The following is a 16,222-nucleotide window of genomic DNA, read 5'->3' as shown; positions in this document are numbered from 1 at the left end:
TCTCCAGCAGTCACGGCCGTCAGCGCGCCTTCGCGCTCAAGCTTGCGCCAGTTGAACAGCTGGCTCGCGCCGACGCCGTGCTTGCGTGCGACCAGCGATACGCTCATGCCTGGTTCGTATGTCTCGCGCACCAGCGCAGCTTTTTCCTCGGCGGACCAGCGCCGGCGGCGTTCCTGGCTCACGGTTACCACTTCGATCGTTTGCTTGTTCCTAGTCATATGCACAGTCCTATTCCTATCCGTAAGAATAGCGCATAGGCCGTGTCCGGTGAATCAGGGGGCTATCTCAGGTTGATAAAGGGCGGCCTCATGCTTGTCACGGGGATCGCTATCTTTTCTTTCGTCGACTATCTGAGGGAGATGGTCATGCACCGCATGCCTGAAGGACTTCACGAATTCCGGGTGGCCGATCCAATTCCTGATTGCAGTCGCTGGAAGCAGCATATGCCTGCGACCCGCGATCGGGCTACGTATGATTTTTATATGCAAGCGCGCAAACTTTGGCGGAGCAAGATTGAATGGGAACTCACCCATTCTGAAGCTCGGAAGATATTGAGTGATGTCGATATGGCATCGAAAAGAGGTGATTGGGGTGCGCGTGCTTTGATGGCCTATTTTTATCGAACTGGACTAGGGCCTCTTTCGTCAAATAAGGTGCTCGACAAGAATGCAGAAAAAGCAGTTGAGATCGCGCGTCAAGCTGCGGCTGCAGGTCAGCCGTGGGGATTTTACGATTTGGGTGTCGCGCACGAACATGGCTATGGCGGTGCGATATACGACCAGGATATCGCGTGGGCCTACTATTTGAAGGCGGCGCGGGTTGGCAGTCCCGATGCGCAGATGGCGCTGGCCGAAGCGTATCAGAATGCTGGTCGCTCAGACGCTCACGATGCGATGTGGCAATGCGCGTTTCAGCAAGGGCACGGCCCTGCCGCCTATAAGCTGGCTCTCCGCGCAGAGGTGAGGGGGAAGTACTGGGAATCACTTAATTTATACCATGAAGGAGTGAGGTTTGGTAGCCGAATATGTGCCGATAATTTATATCTGATGTTCAACCCAGATGTACGGATGGCAGAAAGAAAAGAGATATTCGAGGTCACAGGAATAACGACGGATCAGGAACGAGGCCGACGTTATCTAGCCATCAGCGAAGCTTTACAGATTAACCCTGACTTGAGGCTAGATAGACTGAATGAGTTCCTGCCGTTGCCGCCAGCGAAGCTTCCGGATTGGCGGGGCGTTTCCGACGTGGTTACGCCTGAACCGGATGGGCCCTCGACCTATTGATGCGCGGAGGACACGTGCCTTTGGAAATCATCGAAGTCGGCGAGGGCACCGACCACGGCGGTAAGGTCGGCAGCGGATCACTCTCCCCTGACATAGCTGGCCGCGCCATCGCCCGACTTGGAGGCGGGGTAGGCTGTCCTCAACTCTGCCCCGGTGATGGGCGGCACGGAGGCAGCAAGCCCGAATGCCCTAGCGTTCCCTTGGTATGAAGACAATATCCAAAACCAAGCGGTGGTTTCTTTGCGGTGCTCTGGCCGTTTCGACTACGGCTGCGTCTTATTCGCTAAATAGTTATTTGGAGCATAGAGCGATGCATGCAATTCCAGCAGGTCTTACAGGTTTCAACGTGAACGATCCGATCCCACGTTGCATGCGTTGGAAGGATCACATGCCATCGACACGCGACCCCATTGTGTATCAGCGATATATGGCGGCGCGCAAGCTCTGGCGCAGCAAAATAGAATGGGAGCTGACGCTGCAGGAGGCCCAGAGCATTTACGCTGACGTAAGTTTTGCGGCGGAGAAAGGCGATTGGGGTGCCAAGGCTCTGCTGGCATATTTTTACCGAACGGGGCTGGGACCTCTGTCGTCCAATCATGTGCTGGATAAAAACGTGGATAAGATGGTTGCGATCGCCCGCCAAGCGGCGGCGGCGGGCCAGCCCTGGGGCTTTTATGACTTGGGCGTTGCTCACCAGTATGGCTATGGTGGGGCCCAACACGATCAGAATATTGCTTGGGCTTACTATCTAAAAGCCGCGCAACTGGGCAGTCCAGATGCGCAGTTGGCTTTGGCTGACGCGTATAGTGATGCGGACCGGTCGGAAGACGAGGTTGCTATGCTGCAATGCGCTTTTCGGCAAGGGCACGGACCTGCCGCCTACCGGCTCGGGATACGAGCCAGTGTAGAAGCGCGTTATGGAGATGCGCTCGCAACCTACCAGACAGGTGTGAAGTTCGGCAGCAAAGACTGCGCCGACGCGCTTTACCTGCTCTTTTCTAAAGGCCACTGGAGTGGGATTGAATCGAAGGAATGGCAAGCGTTGAGCATCATGGGAATTGCGGTAGATCCGGAACGGAAGGGCAGGTATGAAGCGATCAGTGACGCACTTCAAATCAACCCCGATCTGAAATTGGGCAGGCTGGATGAATTCCTGCCTTTGCCTCCGGCGAAGCTTCCCGCCTGGAGAGGAATTGAGGATGTGATTACGCCTGAACCGGACGGACCTCCGACCTATTGATCCGCATGTCACGGCAAGGAGATCATATGCCTTTAAAAATCATCACCGTCGGCGACAGCACCGACCATGGCGGCAAGGTCGTCACCGGCTCGCCCACGCATGACATAGCCGGCCGCGCCATCGCCAGGCTTGGTGACGAGGTCGCCTGTCCCCAGTTCTATCCCGGCGGGCGGCCTCACGGCGTCAACAAAATCATCACCGCGCACGCGACGCTGACCGTCGGCGGTATCCCCGTCGCCGTGCATGATTGCCGGACCGAGTGCGGCTGCAAGCTGATAGGCAGCATCGACGCGACGGTGGGGGGCGCTTAGAAGAACACGGCGGTGCGGGTGACGATGGCGCCGTTGGTGGTGTAGGTGGCGGCCGGGTTGACGGCGCCGCCCACGTTGGCGCGCACCGAGCCGGTGTTGGGCTTGCCGTCGTCGAGCTTGGAGTCGATCTGCTCGGCGAAGCCGTCCGGCAGGTTGTCCAGCCGTACGCCGTTGCCGCCGCGGCCGCCCACCACGTCGTTGTACAGGTAGACGGCGCCGCCCTGGGCGCTGGTCATGAAGTCGGTGGTGCCGTTGAAGGAGCCGGTGATGAAGCCGCCCAGCGCCAGGTGCTGCGGCGCGAGCTGGTATTCGGCGATCTGGCCGTCGCCGTTGCCGTTGCCGGTGGCGCCGGGCACGTGGGTGGTGGCCAGCGGGTCGTCGCCGGGCAGGGCGCGGAACTTGTCCTGGTAGGCGTTCACGGCGGCCGTCAGCGAGGTCGATTGCTGGATGATGTTCTTCACCTTGGCGCTGTCGATCAGGCCCTGGCCTTTCAGCACGCCGCCCAGCAGCAGGCCGATGATGACCAGCACGATGGCGATTTCCACCAGGGTGAATCCGGTTTGTTTGGTGTGGTTATGCATGATGGTTCCTTTCGAGTTCAAAATCCTGGTTTGCCGGCGGCTGCGGCGTCGGCTTGCTCCAGCCGGCGCGACAGCAGTTCCAGCTCGTGCGGGTCGGTGGTGTGGCCGCCGGCCAGCAGGCCGCCGGCGACCGCGCGCAACGCGTCCAGCCCGCTGGTGTCCCTCTGGAGCACGGTGTCCAGTTCGCGCGCCCAGGCCGGCACCGTGGGACCGGTGGCGTGCAGGCGGAGGGCTTGCGCGTACTGGTGCGCCAGTCGCGGGTCGCGCAGTTGGTGGCGGGCGGCGATGGCGGCGTGGGCCAGCCAGGGCCAGCGGCGGTCGGGGTCTTCCTTGAAACGCTGGTGCACGAAGTCCAGCATGACGCGCGTGCGGGCCTGGTCGTTGACCGCGCTGTAGACGTGGCTGGCGGCCAGCAGTGGATACTGGCTGCGCGGATCGAGGTCCAGCGCGCGCGCCAGCCAGCTCCGTAGCGCGGCGTAATCCATCCCGCGCCAGCTGGCCTGGGCGCCGGGCCGCTCGTCCAGCGACTGCGCGTGCAGCATGACGAGGCGCGACGCGGCCAGCGGCTCGCCCAGGCTGGCGACGCGTAGCGCGTCCAGCGGCGGCGGGGGCGGCATGCCGGTAGCCGCGGAACTCCCGGGCGGCGCAAGGGGGCGTGCCGCGCCGCTCCACGCCAGTTGCGCGGCCAGGGCGGCGGCCAGCAGCGCCAAGACGGGCCGGGGCACGCTGGACAGGGGTTTCTGCGCCATCACAGCGCCCTCCGGTACAGGTCGAACAGCGCCGCGCCGCACAGCAGCGCGAGGTAGATCGCGGTCTGCGCGGCGATGGCGGCCAGGTCCGGCCAGCCGCCCGTCCCGTACACCAGCCACTCGGTGCGGGTGTACAGGTCGAGCTTGGGCAGCAGGGCGGCGATGGCGTCCACTCCCATGCCGAACCAGTGCTGCGACGCGTCCCGCGGCCGCGCCGGGTGGGCCGCCATCAGTTGCAGCGAGCCCGCCATCCTGGCCAGCAGGTAGAAGGACAGCGCCGCCGCCAGCGCGGGCAGGGCGTGGGTGAAGGTGATCCCGCACAGCAGGCTGAACCCCGCCACCAGCCACAGTTCGCACAGCAGCGACAGCGTCCACAGCGCCGCTTGCTGCGCGCCGCCTTGGGCGGGCGCGCAGGCCAGCATCAGCGCGCCGGACAGCAGCGCCGGCGGCGCGGCCAGCGCGGCGTAACCGGCCAGCTTGCCGAACAGGTAGGCCGCGCGCGGCAGCGCCATGGCCAGCAGCAGTTCCTGTCCCTTGTCCTGCGCCTCGCGCACCATGCTGGTGACGACGAAGACGGCCACCACGAACACGGCCGCCAGCCGCAGCATGGCGGCCAGCAGCGCGGCCTGCAGCTCGCGGCTTTCAGTGAGCGCCAGCTCTTGCAGGAAGCCGGCGATGCCCACGGCGCCCAGCGCCAGCGCCGCCAGCACCCACAGCAGCCGGTTGCGCAGCGCCTCGAGCAGCGTGTAGCGCGCGATGGTCAACACGGGGTGGAGCGCGCCGCTCATGGCGTTCACGGCAGCACCTGCGCCGCGACCATGCGGTTGAACAGGATGTTGGGCGACACCCACACCACCAGGTCGTCGTATTCGCCGCCGGGCGCGCGGCCGTCGCTGGCGCCGCGCGCCATGAAGTCGACGTCCGAGACGGCGTTGCCCTGCTCGTCGGCGTTGCCGCGCGGCGCGCCCGCCACCGGGATGCCCAGCTCGCTGCTGGCGCCGTAGCCGTTCTTGCCGTGCGACAGGATCACCGCCGGGATGTCCGACGCGGCCGTGGCGGGTGTCGCCTGGCCGGTCGCGTCGCGGGTGTGGACGCTGATGTCGCGCGGCGTCACCAGCTTGAAGCGGTTGGCGCTGTCGGTGAAGGCCGGCGTCACGCTGTAGCGGTACAGGTGCTGCCAGCTGTCCAGCTTGGGCAGGCCCAGCGTGGCCCACGGCAGGAAGCCGTCGCGCCGCTCGTCGGTGCAGCGGGCGCCGTTGCGGTCCTCCTGGCCGTCGGTGGCGGAGATGGCGGGGCAGGGCAGGTGGCCGTAGCGCAGCGCGTAGCCGACCAGCGCGTCGCGCGCCTCCTCCAGCGCGCGCTGGGTGTCGGCGATCTTGCGCTGTTCGATTTGCATGGTCAGCGGCGTCAGCAGCCCGCCTATCATCAGGCCGACGATGACCAGCACGATGGCGATTTCGACCAGGCTGAAGCCTTTTTGTGCACTTGGTTTCATGTTAATTGGGCAGCGTCCGGGCGCTGCGCATCTGTCTGAACAACTGGTCCAGCGGCATCCACGCGACCAGGTCGTCGAATTCTCCTCCAGGCCGCTGCGCATCGGCGCTCGCCACGCGGGTGATGAAATGCACGCTGCCGGTGGCGTTGGCGGTCTCGTCGTCGTTGTCGATGCCGGCGTTCAGTTGCTCGTCGCCGGTCTCGGTCACGCCGTAGTTGCGCTGGCCGTGCGACAGTATCACGGCGGCGGCGCACTGTGTCCTCGGCGTGCATTGCGGCCCGCCGGCCAGGTAGGCCAGTTCGCCGTCGGCGCCGCGCAGCTGCACGGTGCGGGTGGCGACGGCGGTGGCGGGTTGGTATTCATAGGTGGTCAGCGCCGGCGTCACGCTGTAGCGCAGGCGCTTGCCCCAGGCGTCCACGCCCTCGATGCCCAGCGCGACCCAGGGCAGGAAGCCGGCGCACTGCTGGTCCGTGGCGCACAGCGTGCCGCTCTCGGTGCCGTCGGTGGCCGACACGGCGGGCCGGGGAAGGCGGCCGTTGACGGTGGCGAAGCCGGCCAGCGCGTCCTTGGCCTGCGCGATCAGCGCCAGCGTGCGCTGTTCACGGCGCTCCTGCGGTCTGGCCTGGCCGAATGCGGACATCAGCAAGGAGGAGCCGGCCAGCGCCAGCACCGCGAGCAGGATCAGCAGCACGGCGCCGCGCTGGCGGTTTGCGCGCACCTTATTGCCCTTCATTCTGTATCACTCCGGTGGATTCATCGTAACTCTGGCCGGGCTTCAGGGTGACGCGCTGGCCGGACGGCAGGCGCAAGGTTACCGAGCGGTCCTTCGCGACCGTGCCGCTGCCCTCAGGCAGGGGCGACTGGTTGACCCACACGGTGGACTTGCCGTTGCTGCGCAGGAGCACGCCGTTCAGCTGCATGGGCGGTGGAGGTGGGGGCGGCTGTTCGGCGGGCGCGGCGACCGGCGGCGGTGCGGGTTCCACGGGAGCGCCCCCTTGCAGACGGCGCGCGTCCAGCAAGGCGCGGTCCTGCGGCGTGTTGAACAGGCGGCCCAGCGGCGCCGCCTGGTTCTGCGCCAGGCACGGCTGCGCCAGCAGCGAGGCGGCCAGCGCCGCGGCGAGCGCCAGCCGGTGGCCGCGCATCGGGGGGACGGGACGGGCGTGTCTCATGGCCGGGTCCCCATGGGTGGCGCGGCTTGCGCGGCGGTGGGTGTCAGCGTGAGCCAGTTCAGCGTGCAGTCCGCGCTGAGGGCGGGGGCCAGCGGCGCGTCGGGCGCGGCCACGGGGTTGCCCGCGCCGGCGGCGCGCTTGATGGCGCATTCCTGCACCGTGAAGTGGGTGCGTGCGCGCAGGTCGGACAGCAGGCTGAACAGGTCGCCCTCGTGCAGCAGGTCCATGTGCAGCTTCATCCTGCTGCCGCGCATGCTGTAGCCGCCCAGGTCCAGCGCCGGTTCCATCACCACCGGCTGCTGCGGCGCGATCTCGTAGCTGATGGGCAGCAGGCGGCGCTGCTCCTGCACCTGCCGGATCGCCTCCACCCATTCCAGCCGGTTCTCCTGGCCGATCAGCCCCCGTTCGCGCAGAATGGCGAACAGCGGCTGGTAGGTGGCGATCTCCAGTTTTTCGGTTTCCACGTTCACATAGCGCTGGCGCGCCTCGTTGCGCAACTGCTGCGCCCTGGTCTGGCTGGCCTGCGCCTCGTGCAGCGCCCAGCGGCTGAGCACAACGGCGCTCACCGAGCAGGCCAGCACCACCAGGAACACCAGCAGCGCGGTGCGCACCTGCGAGAATTCGCGCAGCCACCAGGGCAGCGGCGCCGACGGCTGTTTCTTGGCCACGTTCTTCGCCGGGCTCATGGCCGCTGCACCAGGTTGAGCACGAACTGGTGGGGCTTGGCCGGTTCGTTCATGTCGGCCTTGCCGCTCAGTTTCACCTCGGGCCGCATGTCCAGCGCGGGCCGCTCTATCGCCACCGATAGCCCGGGCATGCGCGCCAGATCCTGCGCCAGCTGGTTCATGCTGTTGACCACGTCGCGGTAGCCGTTGTGGGCCGGCCGCACCTCGGCCTCCACCCGCAGCGTTTGCGCCGCCCGCTGCGGAATGCCCAGCAGCCGCGACGGTATCGGCGTGGTGACGGGGGCGCCGTCCGCGCCGGGGCCGAACATGGCCGGATCGGCAGGCAGGCCGGGGACCGCGTTGGCGTTGGCGGCGCCGGCGCCGTCGCCCACGCGCCAGTCCAGCGACACGATCTGGATTTGCGGCGCCCGGTCCAGCGCCATGCTCAGCACGGACAGCATTTCCAGCGGCCGGGGCGCCTGCGCGGCCAGCAGCCGGTCCACCGTGACGGCCGCCTTCATGTCCGCCGTGGGCGCCAGCGTGGGCGGCATGGGCGCCATGGCCGCGCGGTATTGCGCGTCGTAGCGGCTGGTTTCCTGCGCCAGCTGCGCCGCTGCGCTGCTGGCCTGCGCGTAGCCCCACAGGTTCACGCTCATCCAGGCCAGCGCGCTGGCGGCCAGCACCAGGCTGGAGGCGTACAGCGAGACGCGCGCGCGCCAGAAGCGGTAATAGCGCCCCTCGGCGCCCAGCGGGTAGTGGCTGGCCGGCCGCGCGTCGCCCAGCAGGTGCAGCAGCAGGCCGTCCGCCAGCGCGGGCGCCGCGTCCATGCCCGCCTGTTTGGCCGCCTCCGTCATCGGTATGAAGTGGTAGGACGTTTCCGGCCCGTCCTTGCATTGCTGCGCGAGCGCGGCCAGGTCGGCCTCCGGCGCCAGCAGCACCGCGTCCAGCGGCACGCCGCGTTCCAGCAGGCGCGAGCTGGTCAGGAACTGCTGGGTGCGGGCCACTTCCACCGCCACGTTGACGGCGTCGCCGTCGCGGTCCACCGAGGGCGTCAAGCGGCTGAACTTGAGCTGGCCGTCCAGGAAATAGCTTTGGCGCAGGCCGGCCGACTGCCGCGTGACCAGCAGCAGGTGCCCGAACTTGTCCTCGCCCCGCAGGTCCAGCGTACGCACCAGCGCCGTGCCCAGCATCGAGGCCGAATACAGGCCGCCCAGCGGCGCCTTCAGCAGCTCCATCGCCTCCGTCCACGGCTGCAGCAGCGCGGGATTGGTCAGCGCCGACAGCAGCACGACGTCGTCGCGCCGGCCCTCGTCGGCGCGGCCCTGTATGGTGGCACGGCGGTAGGGCGTCTCCCGGTACTGCTGTTGCAGGCGGCGCGCCAGCAGGTTGCGGCCCGCCTTGCCGCCCACGTGCGGCAGCAGCAGGCGCTGGAAGTCCTCCTCCACCAGGTCGGCCAGGACGTAGGCCGGCGTGGCGCCGTAGGGCTCCAGGTAGTCGATGAAGGCGTCCACCCCGGCGCGGCCGGGCGCGAAGCTGGCCCGGTGCGACAGCGCGCCGCCGCTCCATAGCCAGGCGTCCAGGCCTTCGCTGCTGAGATAGAACAGGTGAAGTTGCGACACGATCAACCCCCTCATAGCCTGATGCTGCCTATCGTGTCGTAGATCGGACCCAGCACGGACAGCATGATCCAGCCCAGCAGCAGGCCCAGGATCACCGTCATGGCCGGCTCCATCATGGATTGCGCGCGGTCGATCAGTTCCTTCACCTCGCGGTCGTAGAAATAGCTGACGTTGTGCAGCGCGCGGTCCAGCGCGCCGGTGGCCTCGCCCACCTTCAGCATGCGGATCACCAGCGGCGGGAAGATGCCGGTGTTCTGGAAGGCCGCCGTCACGCTGTAGCCCTCGGAGATCAGTTGCCCGGCGCGCCGCACCCCGGCCGCCACCGCGCGGTTGCCGACGATGCCCTCGGACAGCCGCAGGCATTCCAGGATGGTGATGCCGGACGCGTACATCAGTGCAAAGAAGGTGGCGAAGCGCGCCAGGATGATCTTGTGCAGCACCGGCCCCACCACCCACACCCGCAGCTTGAAGGCGTCGAACGCCAGCCGGGCGCGGTCGCTGCGGCGCACCCACCAGCGGCCGCCGAACCAGGCCGCCACCGGCAGCATCAGGATCGCGTACCAGTAGCCGATGAAGACGTTGGAGACCGCGATTAGCACCTTGGTGTGCAGCGGCAGCTCGTTGCCCATGTTCTTGATGAAGGAGGTCAGCTGCGGCACCAGGTAGATCATCAGGAAGAAGGTCACGGCGATCACCACCACCGCCACCACCGCCGGGTAGGTGACGATCTTGCGCGTGCGCGCGGCCAGTTCGTCCTGCCATTTCAGGCTGTCCGACAGGTCGCGGAACACCTCGGCCAGCTTGCCGCTTTGCTCGCCCGCGTGGACCAGGCTGGTGAAGGTGCGGTCGAACACCTCCGGGTGCGCGGCCAGCGCGTCCGACAGTTGCTGGCCGCCCTCGATGCTCTCGACCAGACCCGTGATGACCTCGCGGAAGCGGGGATGGTGGTCCATGCTCTCGCGCAGGTCGCACAGGCCCTCCAGGATGGGCACGCCGGCACCGCTCATCTGCTCCATGTGGAAGCAGAAGTTGATCAGGTCCGCGCGCGTGATGGCGCGCCGGCCCAGCACCAGCAGCTTGTCGCGCGTGACGGTGTAGTCGATCAGGTCCAGGTCCATGCGGCCCAGGCGCAGCTCCAGGTCCGGCACGTTGGCGGCGTCCATATTGCCCGGCATGACCTCGCCGGCGGCGTCCATGGCCGTGTAGAGATAGTGCGGCATCAGCTCAGCCTGTCCGTCAGGTCCACCACGCGCGACACTTCCTCCAGCGTGGTGACGCCCTCCAGCACGCGGCGCATGCCGTCGTCCACCAGCGTGTGGAAGCCGGCCGCGTGCGCGGCGGCCTTCAGCTCGCGGGCGGAGGCGCGCCGGCCCACCAGCTCGTCGAGCTCGCCGTTCATCTTCAGCAGTTCCATGATGGCCAGCCGGCCCTTGTAGCCCTGGTGCCCGCAGCGCTGGCAGCCGGCCGCGCGGTGGATCACGGCCGGGGCGGCCTCGGCCCCGAGGCCCAGCAGCTTGCGTTCCAGGTTGTCCGCCGTGAACGGTTCGCGGCAGTACTGGCACAGGCGCCGTACCAGGCGCTGCGCCACGATGCCGATGATGTTGCCGGCCATGATGTCGGGCACGATGCCGATGTCGAGCAACCGCGACACGGAGCCGATGGCCGAATTGGTGTGCAGCGTGGAGTACACCTGGTGGCCCGTCATGGCGGCGGCGAAGGCCATTTCGGCCGTTTCCCGGTCGCGGATCTCGCCCACCAGGATGATGTCCGGGTCTTGCCGCATCATCGAGCGGATGCCCTCGGCGAAGCCCATCTTGGCGGACTCGTTGACGGAGGTCTGCCGGATCATGTTCATCGGGTATTCGACCGGGTCCTCGAGCGTCATGATGTTCACGCTCTCGGTGTTGATGTGGTTCAGGATAGAGTACAGCGTGGTGGTCTTGCCGCTGCCGGTGGGACCGGTCACCAGGATCACGCCGTGCGGGCGCGCGATCATCAGCCGCAGCAGCGTCAGCTCGTTCTCGCCCAGGCCCAGGCCGTCCAGCGGCACGATGCCCTTCTGGCGGTCCAGCACGCGCAGCACGATGTTCTCGCCGTGCGTGGTGGGTTGGGCGGACGCCCGGAAGTCGATCTGGCGGCTGGAGAACTTGATGGAGATGCGGCCGTCCTGCGGCGCGCGCGTCTCCGCGATGTTCATATTGCTGATCACCTTGAGGCGCACCGCCATCGCCGGCCAGTACGATTTGTGCAGGCTGCGGATCTGGCGCAGGATGCCGTCGATGCGGTAGCGCACGCGCAGGAAACCCTGTTCCGGCTCGAAGTGGATGTCCGAGGCGCCGTTCTGCACCGCGTCCGCCAGCAGCGCGTCGATCAGGCGCACCATGGGCTGGCTGTATTCGTCGCTGACGGTGCCCAGGCTGGCGTAGTTCACCTCGCCCGTTTCGATCTCGTGCAGGATGCCGTCGATGGACAGCTCGAAGCCGTAGTACTGGTCGATGGCGCGCTGGATGTCGGACTCGTTGACCAGCAGCGGCGTGATGGTGATGCCCTGCACCAGCATGGCGCTGATCTGGTCCAGCGCCACGATGTTGGCGGTGTCGGACATGGCCAGCACCAGGTTGTCCGTGTCGCGCTCGTAGACGATGGGGAACACGCGGTAGCGCTTCGCCACGTCCTTGGGGATCAGCTTGAGGGCGATGGCGTCCACCACCAGGCTGTTCAGGTCGGCGCTGGGGGTGTGCAGGTTTTCGCTGAGGGCCTCGCGCATCGTGGCCTCGGTGACGAAGCCGAGCGAGATCAGCATCTTGCCCAGCGGCTCGCCGCTGCGTTTTTGTTCGATCAGCGCGATGCGCAATTGGTCTTCGCTGATGACGCCTTTACGTATCAGCAGTTTGCCGAGGGGGATTTTCGCTTGTTCAGGCATGACGGTCAGGGACGGTAGCCGTCGGCAGCGGCCTCCGTGGCGGGTTGCATGGGGACGGCCGCCGGGGCGTTGGCGGGCGCGGCCGGTGGGGCCGGCGGGGCCAATAGCTGCCGCGTGCGCAGGCGCACGGCTTCGCGGTCGAAGGCGGCGGGACCGGCCTGGGCCAGCGCCAGCGCGCGCTCGTAATAGGTCAGCGCCAGCTTGCGCTGGTTCAGGCGGTCCAGGCCGACGGCCAGGTTGAAGGCGTAGTCGGGATTGTCCGGACTGGCGCTGTAGGCGCGGAAATAGGCTTGCTGCGCGTCGGTCCAGCGCGCCTGGCGGGCGTACAGGTTACCCAGCGCGAACAGCAGCGGGCCGGAGTCCGGCGAGCGGCGCAGCAAATCCTTCATGCGCGTTTCGCTCTGGCCGGTGTCGCCGGGACGCAGGCTGAGCAGGCCGGCCAGCGCGTCCGGATCGCTGGGATTCAGTTCCAGCAGGCGCATGTAGGTGGACGCCGCCTGCGCGGAGGCGTTCTGGCGCACGGCGACGGCGGCGTGGCCGAGCAGGGCGTCGCGGTTGTTCGGTTCCTGGCGCAGCGCGGCGTCGTAGTGCTGCGCCGCGGCGGTCAGGTCGCCGGCGGTGAAGGCCTGGTAGCCGCTTTGCAGCACGGGGCTGATGCGTGGCGGCGCGCTACTGCGCGTGACCTTGATGTCGCCGCCGGGCTGGGACGATGGCGACGCCGCCTGCACGCTCCAGCCGGGACTCTGCTGCGCCGGCTGCGCGGCGGGCATTGCGTGAGTCGGGCCGGGCTGGGGCGGCCGTCCTTCAGCCGCGGCGGAGGCGGCCATCGCGGCCTGTTCCGCCGCCGCCTGTTGCAGCGCGCGTTGCAGGTCGGCGTCCGGCGGGGTGCGGGCGCCCTGGATCGCGCCCGCCACGTCGCTGGGCCTGCCGGGCGCGGGGGACGGGACTGGTTGCGCGGCGCCGGGGGCTGGGACAGGCGGGTAGCCCGCGGCCGCATCCGCGGAAGGGGAAACCGCGTCCGCTGGTGGGACGCCGGGATCGCCGGGCGCGCCGGAGCCGGCGATCGCTTCCGGCGAGCCGGCGGGCGGCGTGACGACCAGCGCGGGCGCGGCGCCCGTCGCGTTGGGCGGCGGCATCGGCACCATGGGCAGGGCCGCGCCGGGACCGGGCGAACTGGTCGCCCGCCAATATATATAGCCAAACAGCGCCAGGATGAGGACCAAGGCCGTGCTCAGCGCCGCCAGCCGCACGCGGGCGGGGTCCCAGCCCACTTTATCCTGCTCGGCCGCCGTCCGCGCGGCGGCGGCACGGGCGCGGGCAGCCGCGCCGGAGGGAGGCTTGGAGGCGCCCGCGGCCGTGCCGGCCGCTGTGGCCGTGCTTGCCGTCGTGGCGGCCGCGCTCCCACTCCCGGCGGTACCTGCGTTCGCTTCTCCAGCGGCGCCGATAACCGGGCCGGCCGAGACGCCACCTGGGCCGATGCCGGTACTCGGTGCGGAAGCGGCGCGGTAGCCACTGGCCGAGAGAGAGGGCGAGTGCGGAGCGGTTCCGCCGCCGACGTTGCCTGCGGCTTTGGCTGCCACCGCTGCCGCGCCGGTGGCGGTTGTGGTGGCTGAGGCCGACGCGGTGTCCGGGTCAAAGCCCCCTGCGGCGCCGCTACCAGCGCGCGTGGCGGCATGGATGCCGGCGTCGGTTGGCGGTGCGTACTCCATCGCGCCGAGGTCCGCCAAGTCCTTGTCGGCCGGGCCGACTTGTAGCGCCAGGGGCGTCGCGTCCGCATGCAGTTCCAGGTCCAGCGTCATCGGGCGCGAGGTGCTGAGCGGAGAGAGCGGATTGGCTGGCTCGGCGGAGGACAAGGCCGCGTCCAGATGCAGCGGCGTCAGTTCCTGCAAGGACAATTCGGCGGGCCGCTCAACACCGCGCGCCGGCTCGCGCCGCGACTGCGGCGGCGTGGGGTCGTGCAGCACTTCCTCGGCCGGCAACAGCGCGGGGATCTGCTCCTCGGCCTTGTCGTCCCTGGGCGCGCGGCGGTCGGCGGAGCCGGGCGGCCGCTGCTCATCCAGCGGTTCCAGCGTGAATTCGGCGTGCGACGGGGGAACACGGCCCTGAATCACGTCTTGCGGCGTCAGCGCCAGTAGGTCGTCGAACGCCGCCGAGGGCGGTTCCAGCATGTCCTCGTCCGGCAGCGCGTCCTGCCGGTTGCGCTCCGCTTTCTTGAGCGCCTGCATCAGCAAACTCATAAGGCCCCCGGCCTGGACAGTGGCGCCGGTTCGGAATACGGCGCGTCCACCGCGGCCTGCTGGCCCGGCAGCAGGTAGCGGTAATCCTTGTAATCGCCATGCACGCTGGCGTCCTTCACCACCACCGGCCGCATGAAGATGACCAACTCGGTCTTGACGGCGTTCTCGTTGCGGTAGGCGAACAGGTTGCCGATCACGGGCAGCGAGCTAAACAGCGGCAAGCCATCCTTCGCGTTGTCGACCGAGTCCTGCATCAGTCCGCCCATCACCGCCACCTGGCCACTGCTGACCTTCATGATCGATTCCAGTTCGCGCGCCTGTATCACCGGCACCCGGCTGATCACCTTCTCGGCCGCCAGCGCCGGATTCGGATCCTGCACATAGCCGACGATGCGGGTGATGGTGGGGCGCACGTTCAGCGTCACCTCGTCGCTCTCGGCGATCTGCGGCGTCACGCTCATCACGAAGCCCACCGGCACCGTTTCCAGCTTGGATTCGTAGGTGGCCGGCGCGGTCACCGTGCCGTTGGCGTTGAGCACGGCGGGCGTGACCTTGATGGTGAAGAAGACGTTGTTGTCCACCACCTTCAGCATCGCGGTCTGGTTGTTGAGCACGCTGATCTTCGGGCTGGACAGCACTTTCACCTTGCCGAACGACTCCAGCAGCTGGATGGTCGCGGTGAGGTTGCCCGGGTTCACATAGTTGAGGATGAAGGCGCCCGGCGACGTGTTGGGCAGCACGCCCGATGGCAGCGGGGCCGTGCCCACCTGGCCCTGGCTGAAGTTCAGCCGGCTGCCGATGCGCGACCAGTTGATGCCTTGCTGGTACTGGTCGCCCAGCTTGACCTCGATGATGGTGGCCTCGATCAGCACCTGGCGCTTGGCGCTGTTGAGCACCAGGTCCAGGAACTCCTGGATCTTCTCGTGCTGGCGCGCGGTGGCGCGCACCGCGATCAACCCGGTCTCCGCGTTGACGACGATGGAAGGGTCGTAGCGGACGCGGCTGCGCTGAACGGGCGCGGGCGCGACGGCCAACTGCGTGTTGTCGGCGGCCGGGAACGGGGAGCCAGCACCCATGGGCAAGGCCGCGCCGCCCTGTTGCTGCTGGGTTGGTGCCTGAGCCTGCGCCTGCTGCTGCGCCATCTGGGCCAGCGGGTCCTGCGTGACGTCGTTCAGCGTGGAGGCGCGCAGCATGTCGCGGATGTTCTTTTCCAGGCTGTACCAGAAGTTGTTGTCGGAACGGTTGGAGACCGAGGTGGTGGAGTTGTTGCTTCCCGTGCCGCCAGTACCGGTGCCGCCGGAACCGGATGTGCCGGTGCCGCCAGCCACCGCCGCGCCGACCGGATTGCTGCTACTGCCGCCGCCGGCGCTGCCGCCGGTGGTCGAGATCTGCGTGGCGATGTTCACGTTGCTGCTGGTGCTGCGGGCGATGTTGACGTAGTCGACCTTGTAGTTGCGCCACTCCGGCGAGTCCGGAAGCACCACCAGGTTGTTGCCGTCGATCTCGTAGCGCATGTCCACCTGGCGGCCGATGCGCGACAGCAGTTGCTGCAGCGTCTGGTCCAGCGCGTTCAAGGTGACCGTGCCCTCGATGCCGGGATGGATGTCGACGTTCATGCCGGCGTCGCGGGCTAGCGCGAACAGCAGGGATTGGACCGGCACCTTGTGCACGGTGACGCTATACGTTTCCACCTTGGCCGACGGCTTGGGTGGGGGCAGCAGCGCGCTCTGGCGCACCGGGTCTGGAATGGCGCCCTCGGCGCGCGGCTCTTCCGCGAGGTGGGTGGACGACAGTGGCAGGCGCGGCGTGGCACAGCCCGCCAACAAGGCGCAGGCCAGCGGTAGCAAGGGCGCGGCAATTCGTATCATATGCAGGGCGCTCCAGGCGGGCTCAAGAAATGTTGTGTATTTGAAAGGATGCCTGAATCATCCAACAAAAACAACAAGC

At 67.7% G+C, this 16,222-nt stretch carries 16 protein-coding genes; 3 read left to right on the top strand and 13 right to left on the bottom strand.

What is annotated here, in order from left to right; translation table 11 throughout:
- On the bottom strand, window positions 1-218 hold a 218-nt coding region (locus tag BM436_RS22490), incomplete at its 3' end, for a transposase (protein ID WP_143133274.1).
- 147 nt (window positions 219-365) lie between these two features.
- Between BM436_RS22490 and BM436_RS22485 the strand changes: the two genes are divergently transcribed.
- From BM436_RS22485 to BM436_RS22475, 3 genes are all read left to right on the top strand, one after another.
- Window positions 366-1,286 carry an SEL1-like repeat protein gene (locus BM436_RS22485; RefSeq protein WP_229490614.1) on the top strand — a complete coding sequence of 307 codons (921 nt, stop codon included), beginning with the start codon at window positions 366-368 and terminating at the stop codon, window positions 1,284-1,286.
- A 388-nt stretch (window positions 1,287-1,674) separates the two neighbouring features.
- Window positions 1,675-2,526 (top strand): SEL1-like repeat protein, encoded by an 852-nt coding sequence (locus BM436_RS22480; RefSeq protein WP_229490612.1) that lies wholly within the window; start codon window positions 1,675-1,677, stop codon window positions 2,524-2,526.
- Window positions 2,527-2,552: 26 nt separating this feature from the next.
- Window positions 2,553-2,837 (top strand): PAAR domain-containing protein, encoded by a 285-nt coding sequence (locus BM436_RS22475; protein WP_093557762.1) that lies wholly within the window; start codon window positions 2,553-2,555, stop codon window positions 2,835-2,837.
- Here BM436_RS22475 and BM436_RS22470 read toward each other — a convergent pair.
- Genes BM436_RS22470 through mshL form a run of 12 tightly spaced genes read right to left on the bottom strand, consistent with a single transcriptional unit; the run spans window position 2,834 to window position 16,143 of the window.
- Window positions 2,834-3,418: a prepilin-type N-terminal cleavage/methylation domain-containing protein gene (locus tag BM436_RS22470; protein ID WP_093557761.1), complete on the bottom strand. Its 585-nt coding sequence runs from the start codon at window positions 3,416-3,418 to the stop codon at window positions 2,834-2,836. The two genes, BM436_RS22475 and BM436_RS22470, sit on opposite strands and share 4 nt — an antisense overlap.
- 17 nt (window positions 3,419-3,435) lie before the next feature.
- Window positions 3,436-4,167, bottom strand: coding sequence for a hypothetical protein (locus BM436_RS22465; RefSeq protein WP_093557760.1), 732 nt, complete (start codon window positions 4,165-4,167; stop codon window positions 3,436-3,438).
- On the bottom strand, window positions 4,167-4,955 hold the full coding sequence (locus tag BM436_RS22460; protein WP_093557777.1) for an ABC transporter permease: 789 nt from the start codon (window positions 4,953-4,955) through the stop codon (window positions 4,167-4,169). Before BM436_RS22460 ends, BM436_RS22465 begins: the two co-directional genes overlap by 1 nt.
- Before the next feature lie 5 nt (window positions 4,956-4,960).
- Entirely contained in the window at window positions 4,961-5,662 is a 702-nt protein-coding gene (locus BM436_RS22455; RefSeq protein ID WP_093557759.1) for a type II secretion system protein, read from the bottom strand.
- A 1-nt stretch (window position 5,663) separates the two neighbouring features.
- Window positions 5,664-6,395, bottom strand: coding sequence for a hypothetical protein (locus BM436_RS22450; protein WP_093557758.1), 732 nt, complete (start codon window positions 6,393-6,395; stop codon window positions 5,664-5,666).
- Window positions 6,382-6,831, bottom strand: coding sequence for a hypothetical protein (locus BM436_RS22445; protein ID WP_143133273.1), 450 nt, complete (start codon window positions 6,829-6,831; stop codon window positions 6,382-6,384). The genes BM436_RS22450 and BM436_RS22445 overlap by 14 nt, the downstream gene beginning before the upstream one ends.
- Window positions 6,828-7,517, bottom strand: a complete 690-nt coding sequence (locus BM436_RS22440; protein WP_093557756.1) for a hypothetical protein — start codon at window positions 7,515-7,517, stop codon at window positions 6,828-6,830. The genes BM436_RS22445 and BM436_RS22440 overlap by 4 nt, the downstream gene beginning before the upstream one ends.
- On the bottom strand, window positions 7,514-9,115 hold the full coding sequence (locus BM436_RS22435; RefSeq protein ID WP_093557776.1) for a hypothetical protein: 1,602 nt from the start codon (window positions 9,113-9,115) through the stop codon (window positions 7,514-7,516). The genes BM436_RS22440 and BM436_RS22435 overlap by 4 nt, the downstream gene beginning before the upstream one ends.
- Before the next feature lie 11 nt (window positions 9,116-9,126).
- Window positions 9,127-10,335 (bottom strand): type II secretion system F family protein, encoded by a 1,209-nt coding sequence (locus BM436_RS22430; RefSeq protein WP_093557755.1) that lies wholly within the window; start codon window positions 10,333-10,335, stop codon window positions 9,127-9,129.
- Window positions 10,335-12,038, bottom strand: coding sequence for a GspE/PulE family protein (locus BM436_RS22425; RefSeq protein WP_093557754.1), 1,704 nt, complete (start codon window positions 12,036-12,038; stop codon window positions 10,335-10,337). The genes BM436_RS22430 and BM436_RS22425 overlap by 1 nt, the downstream gene beginning before the upstream one ends.
- A gap of 5 nt (window positions 12,039-12,043) precedes the next feature.
- The gene (locus BM436_RS37195; protein WP_177307426.1) at window positions 12,044-14,275 is read right to left on the bottom strand and encodes a tetratricopeptide repeat protein; all 2,232 of its coding nucleotides are present in this window, start codon (window positions 14,273-14,275) and stop codon (window positions 12,044-12,046) included.
- Window positions 14,272-16,143, bottom strand: a complete 1,872-nt coding sequence (gene mshL / locus BM436_RS22415; protein ID WP_093557752.1) for a pilus (MSHA type) biogenesis protein MshL — start codon at window positions 16,141-16,143, stop codon at window positions 14,272-14,274. Before mshL ends, BM436_RS37195 begins: the two co-directional genes overlap by 4 nt.
- Window positions 16,144-16,222 lie beyond the last annotated feature (79 nt).

The organism is Pseudoduganella namucuonensis (genome assembly GCF_900116645.1).
GTDB classification, from domain to species: domain Bacteria; phylum Pseudomonadota; class Gammaproteobacteria; order Burkholderiales; family Burkholderiaceae_D; genus Rugamonas; species Rugamonas namucuonensis.
Note: the sequence above shows the minus strand (reverse complement) of the source record. Positions and strands in the feature narration are given on the sequence as shown.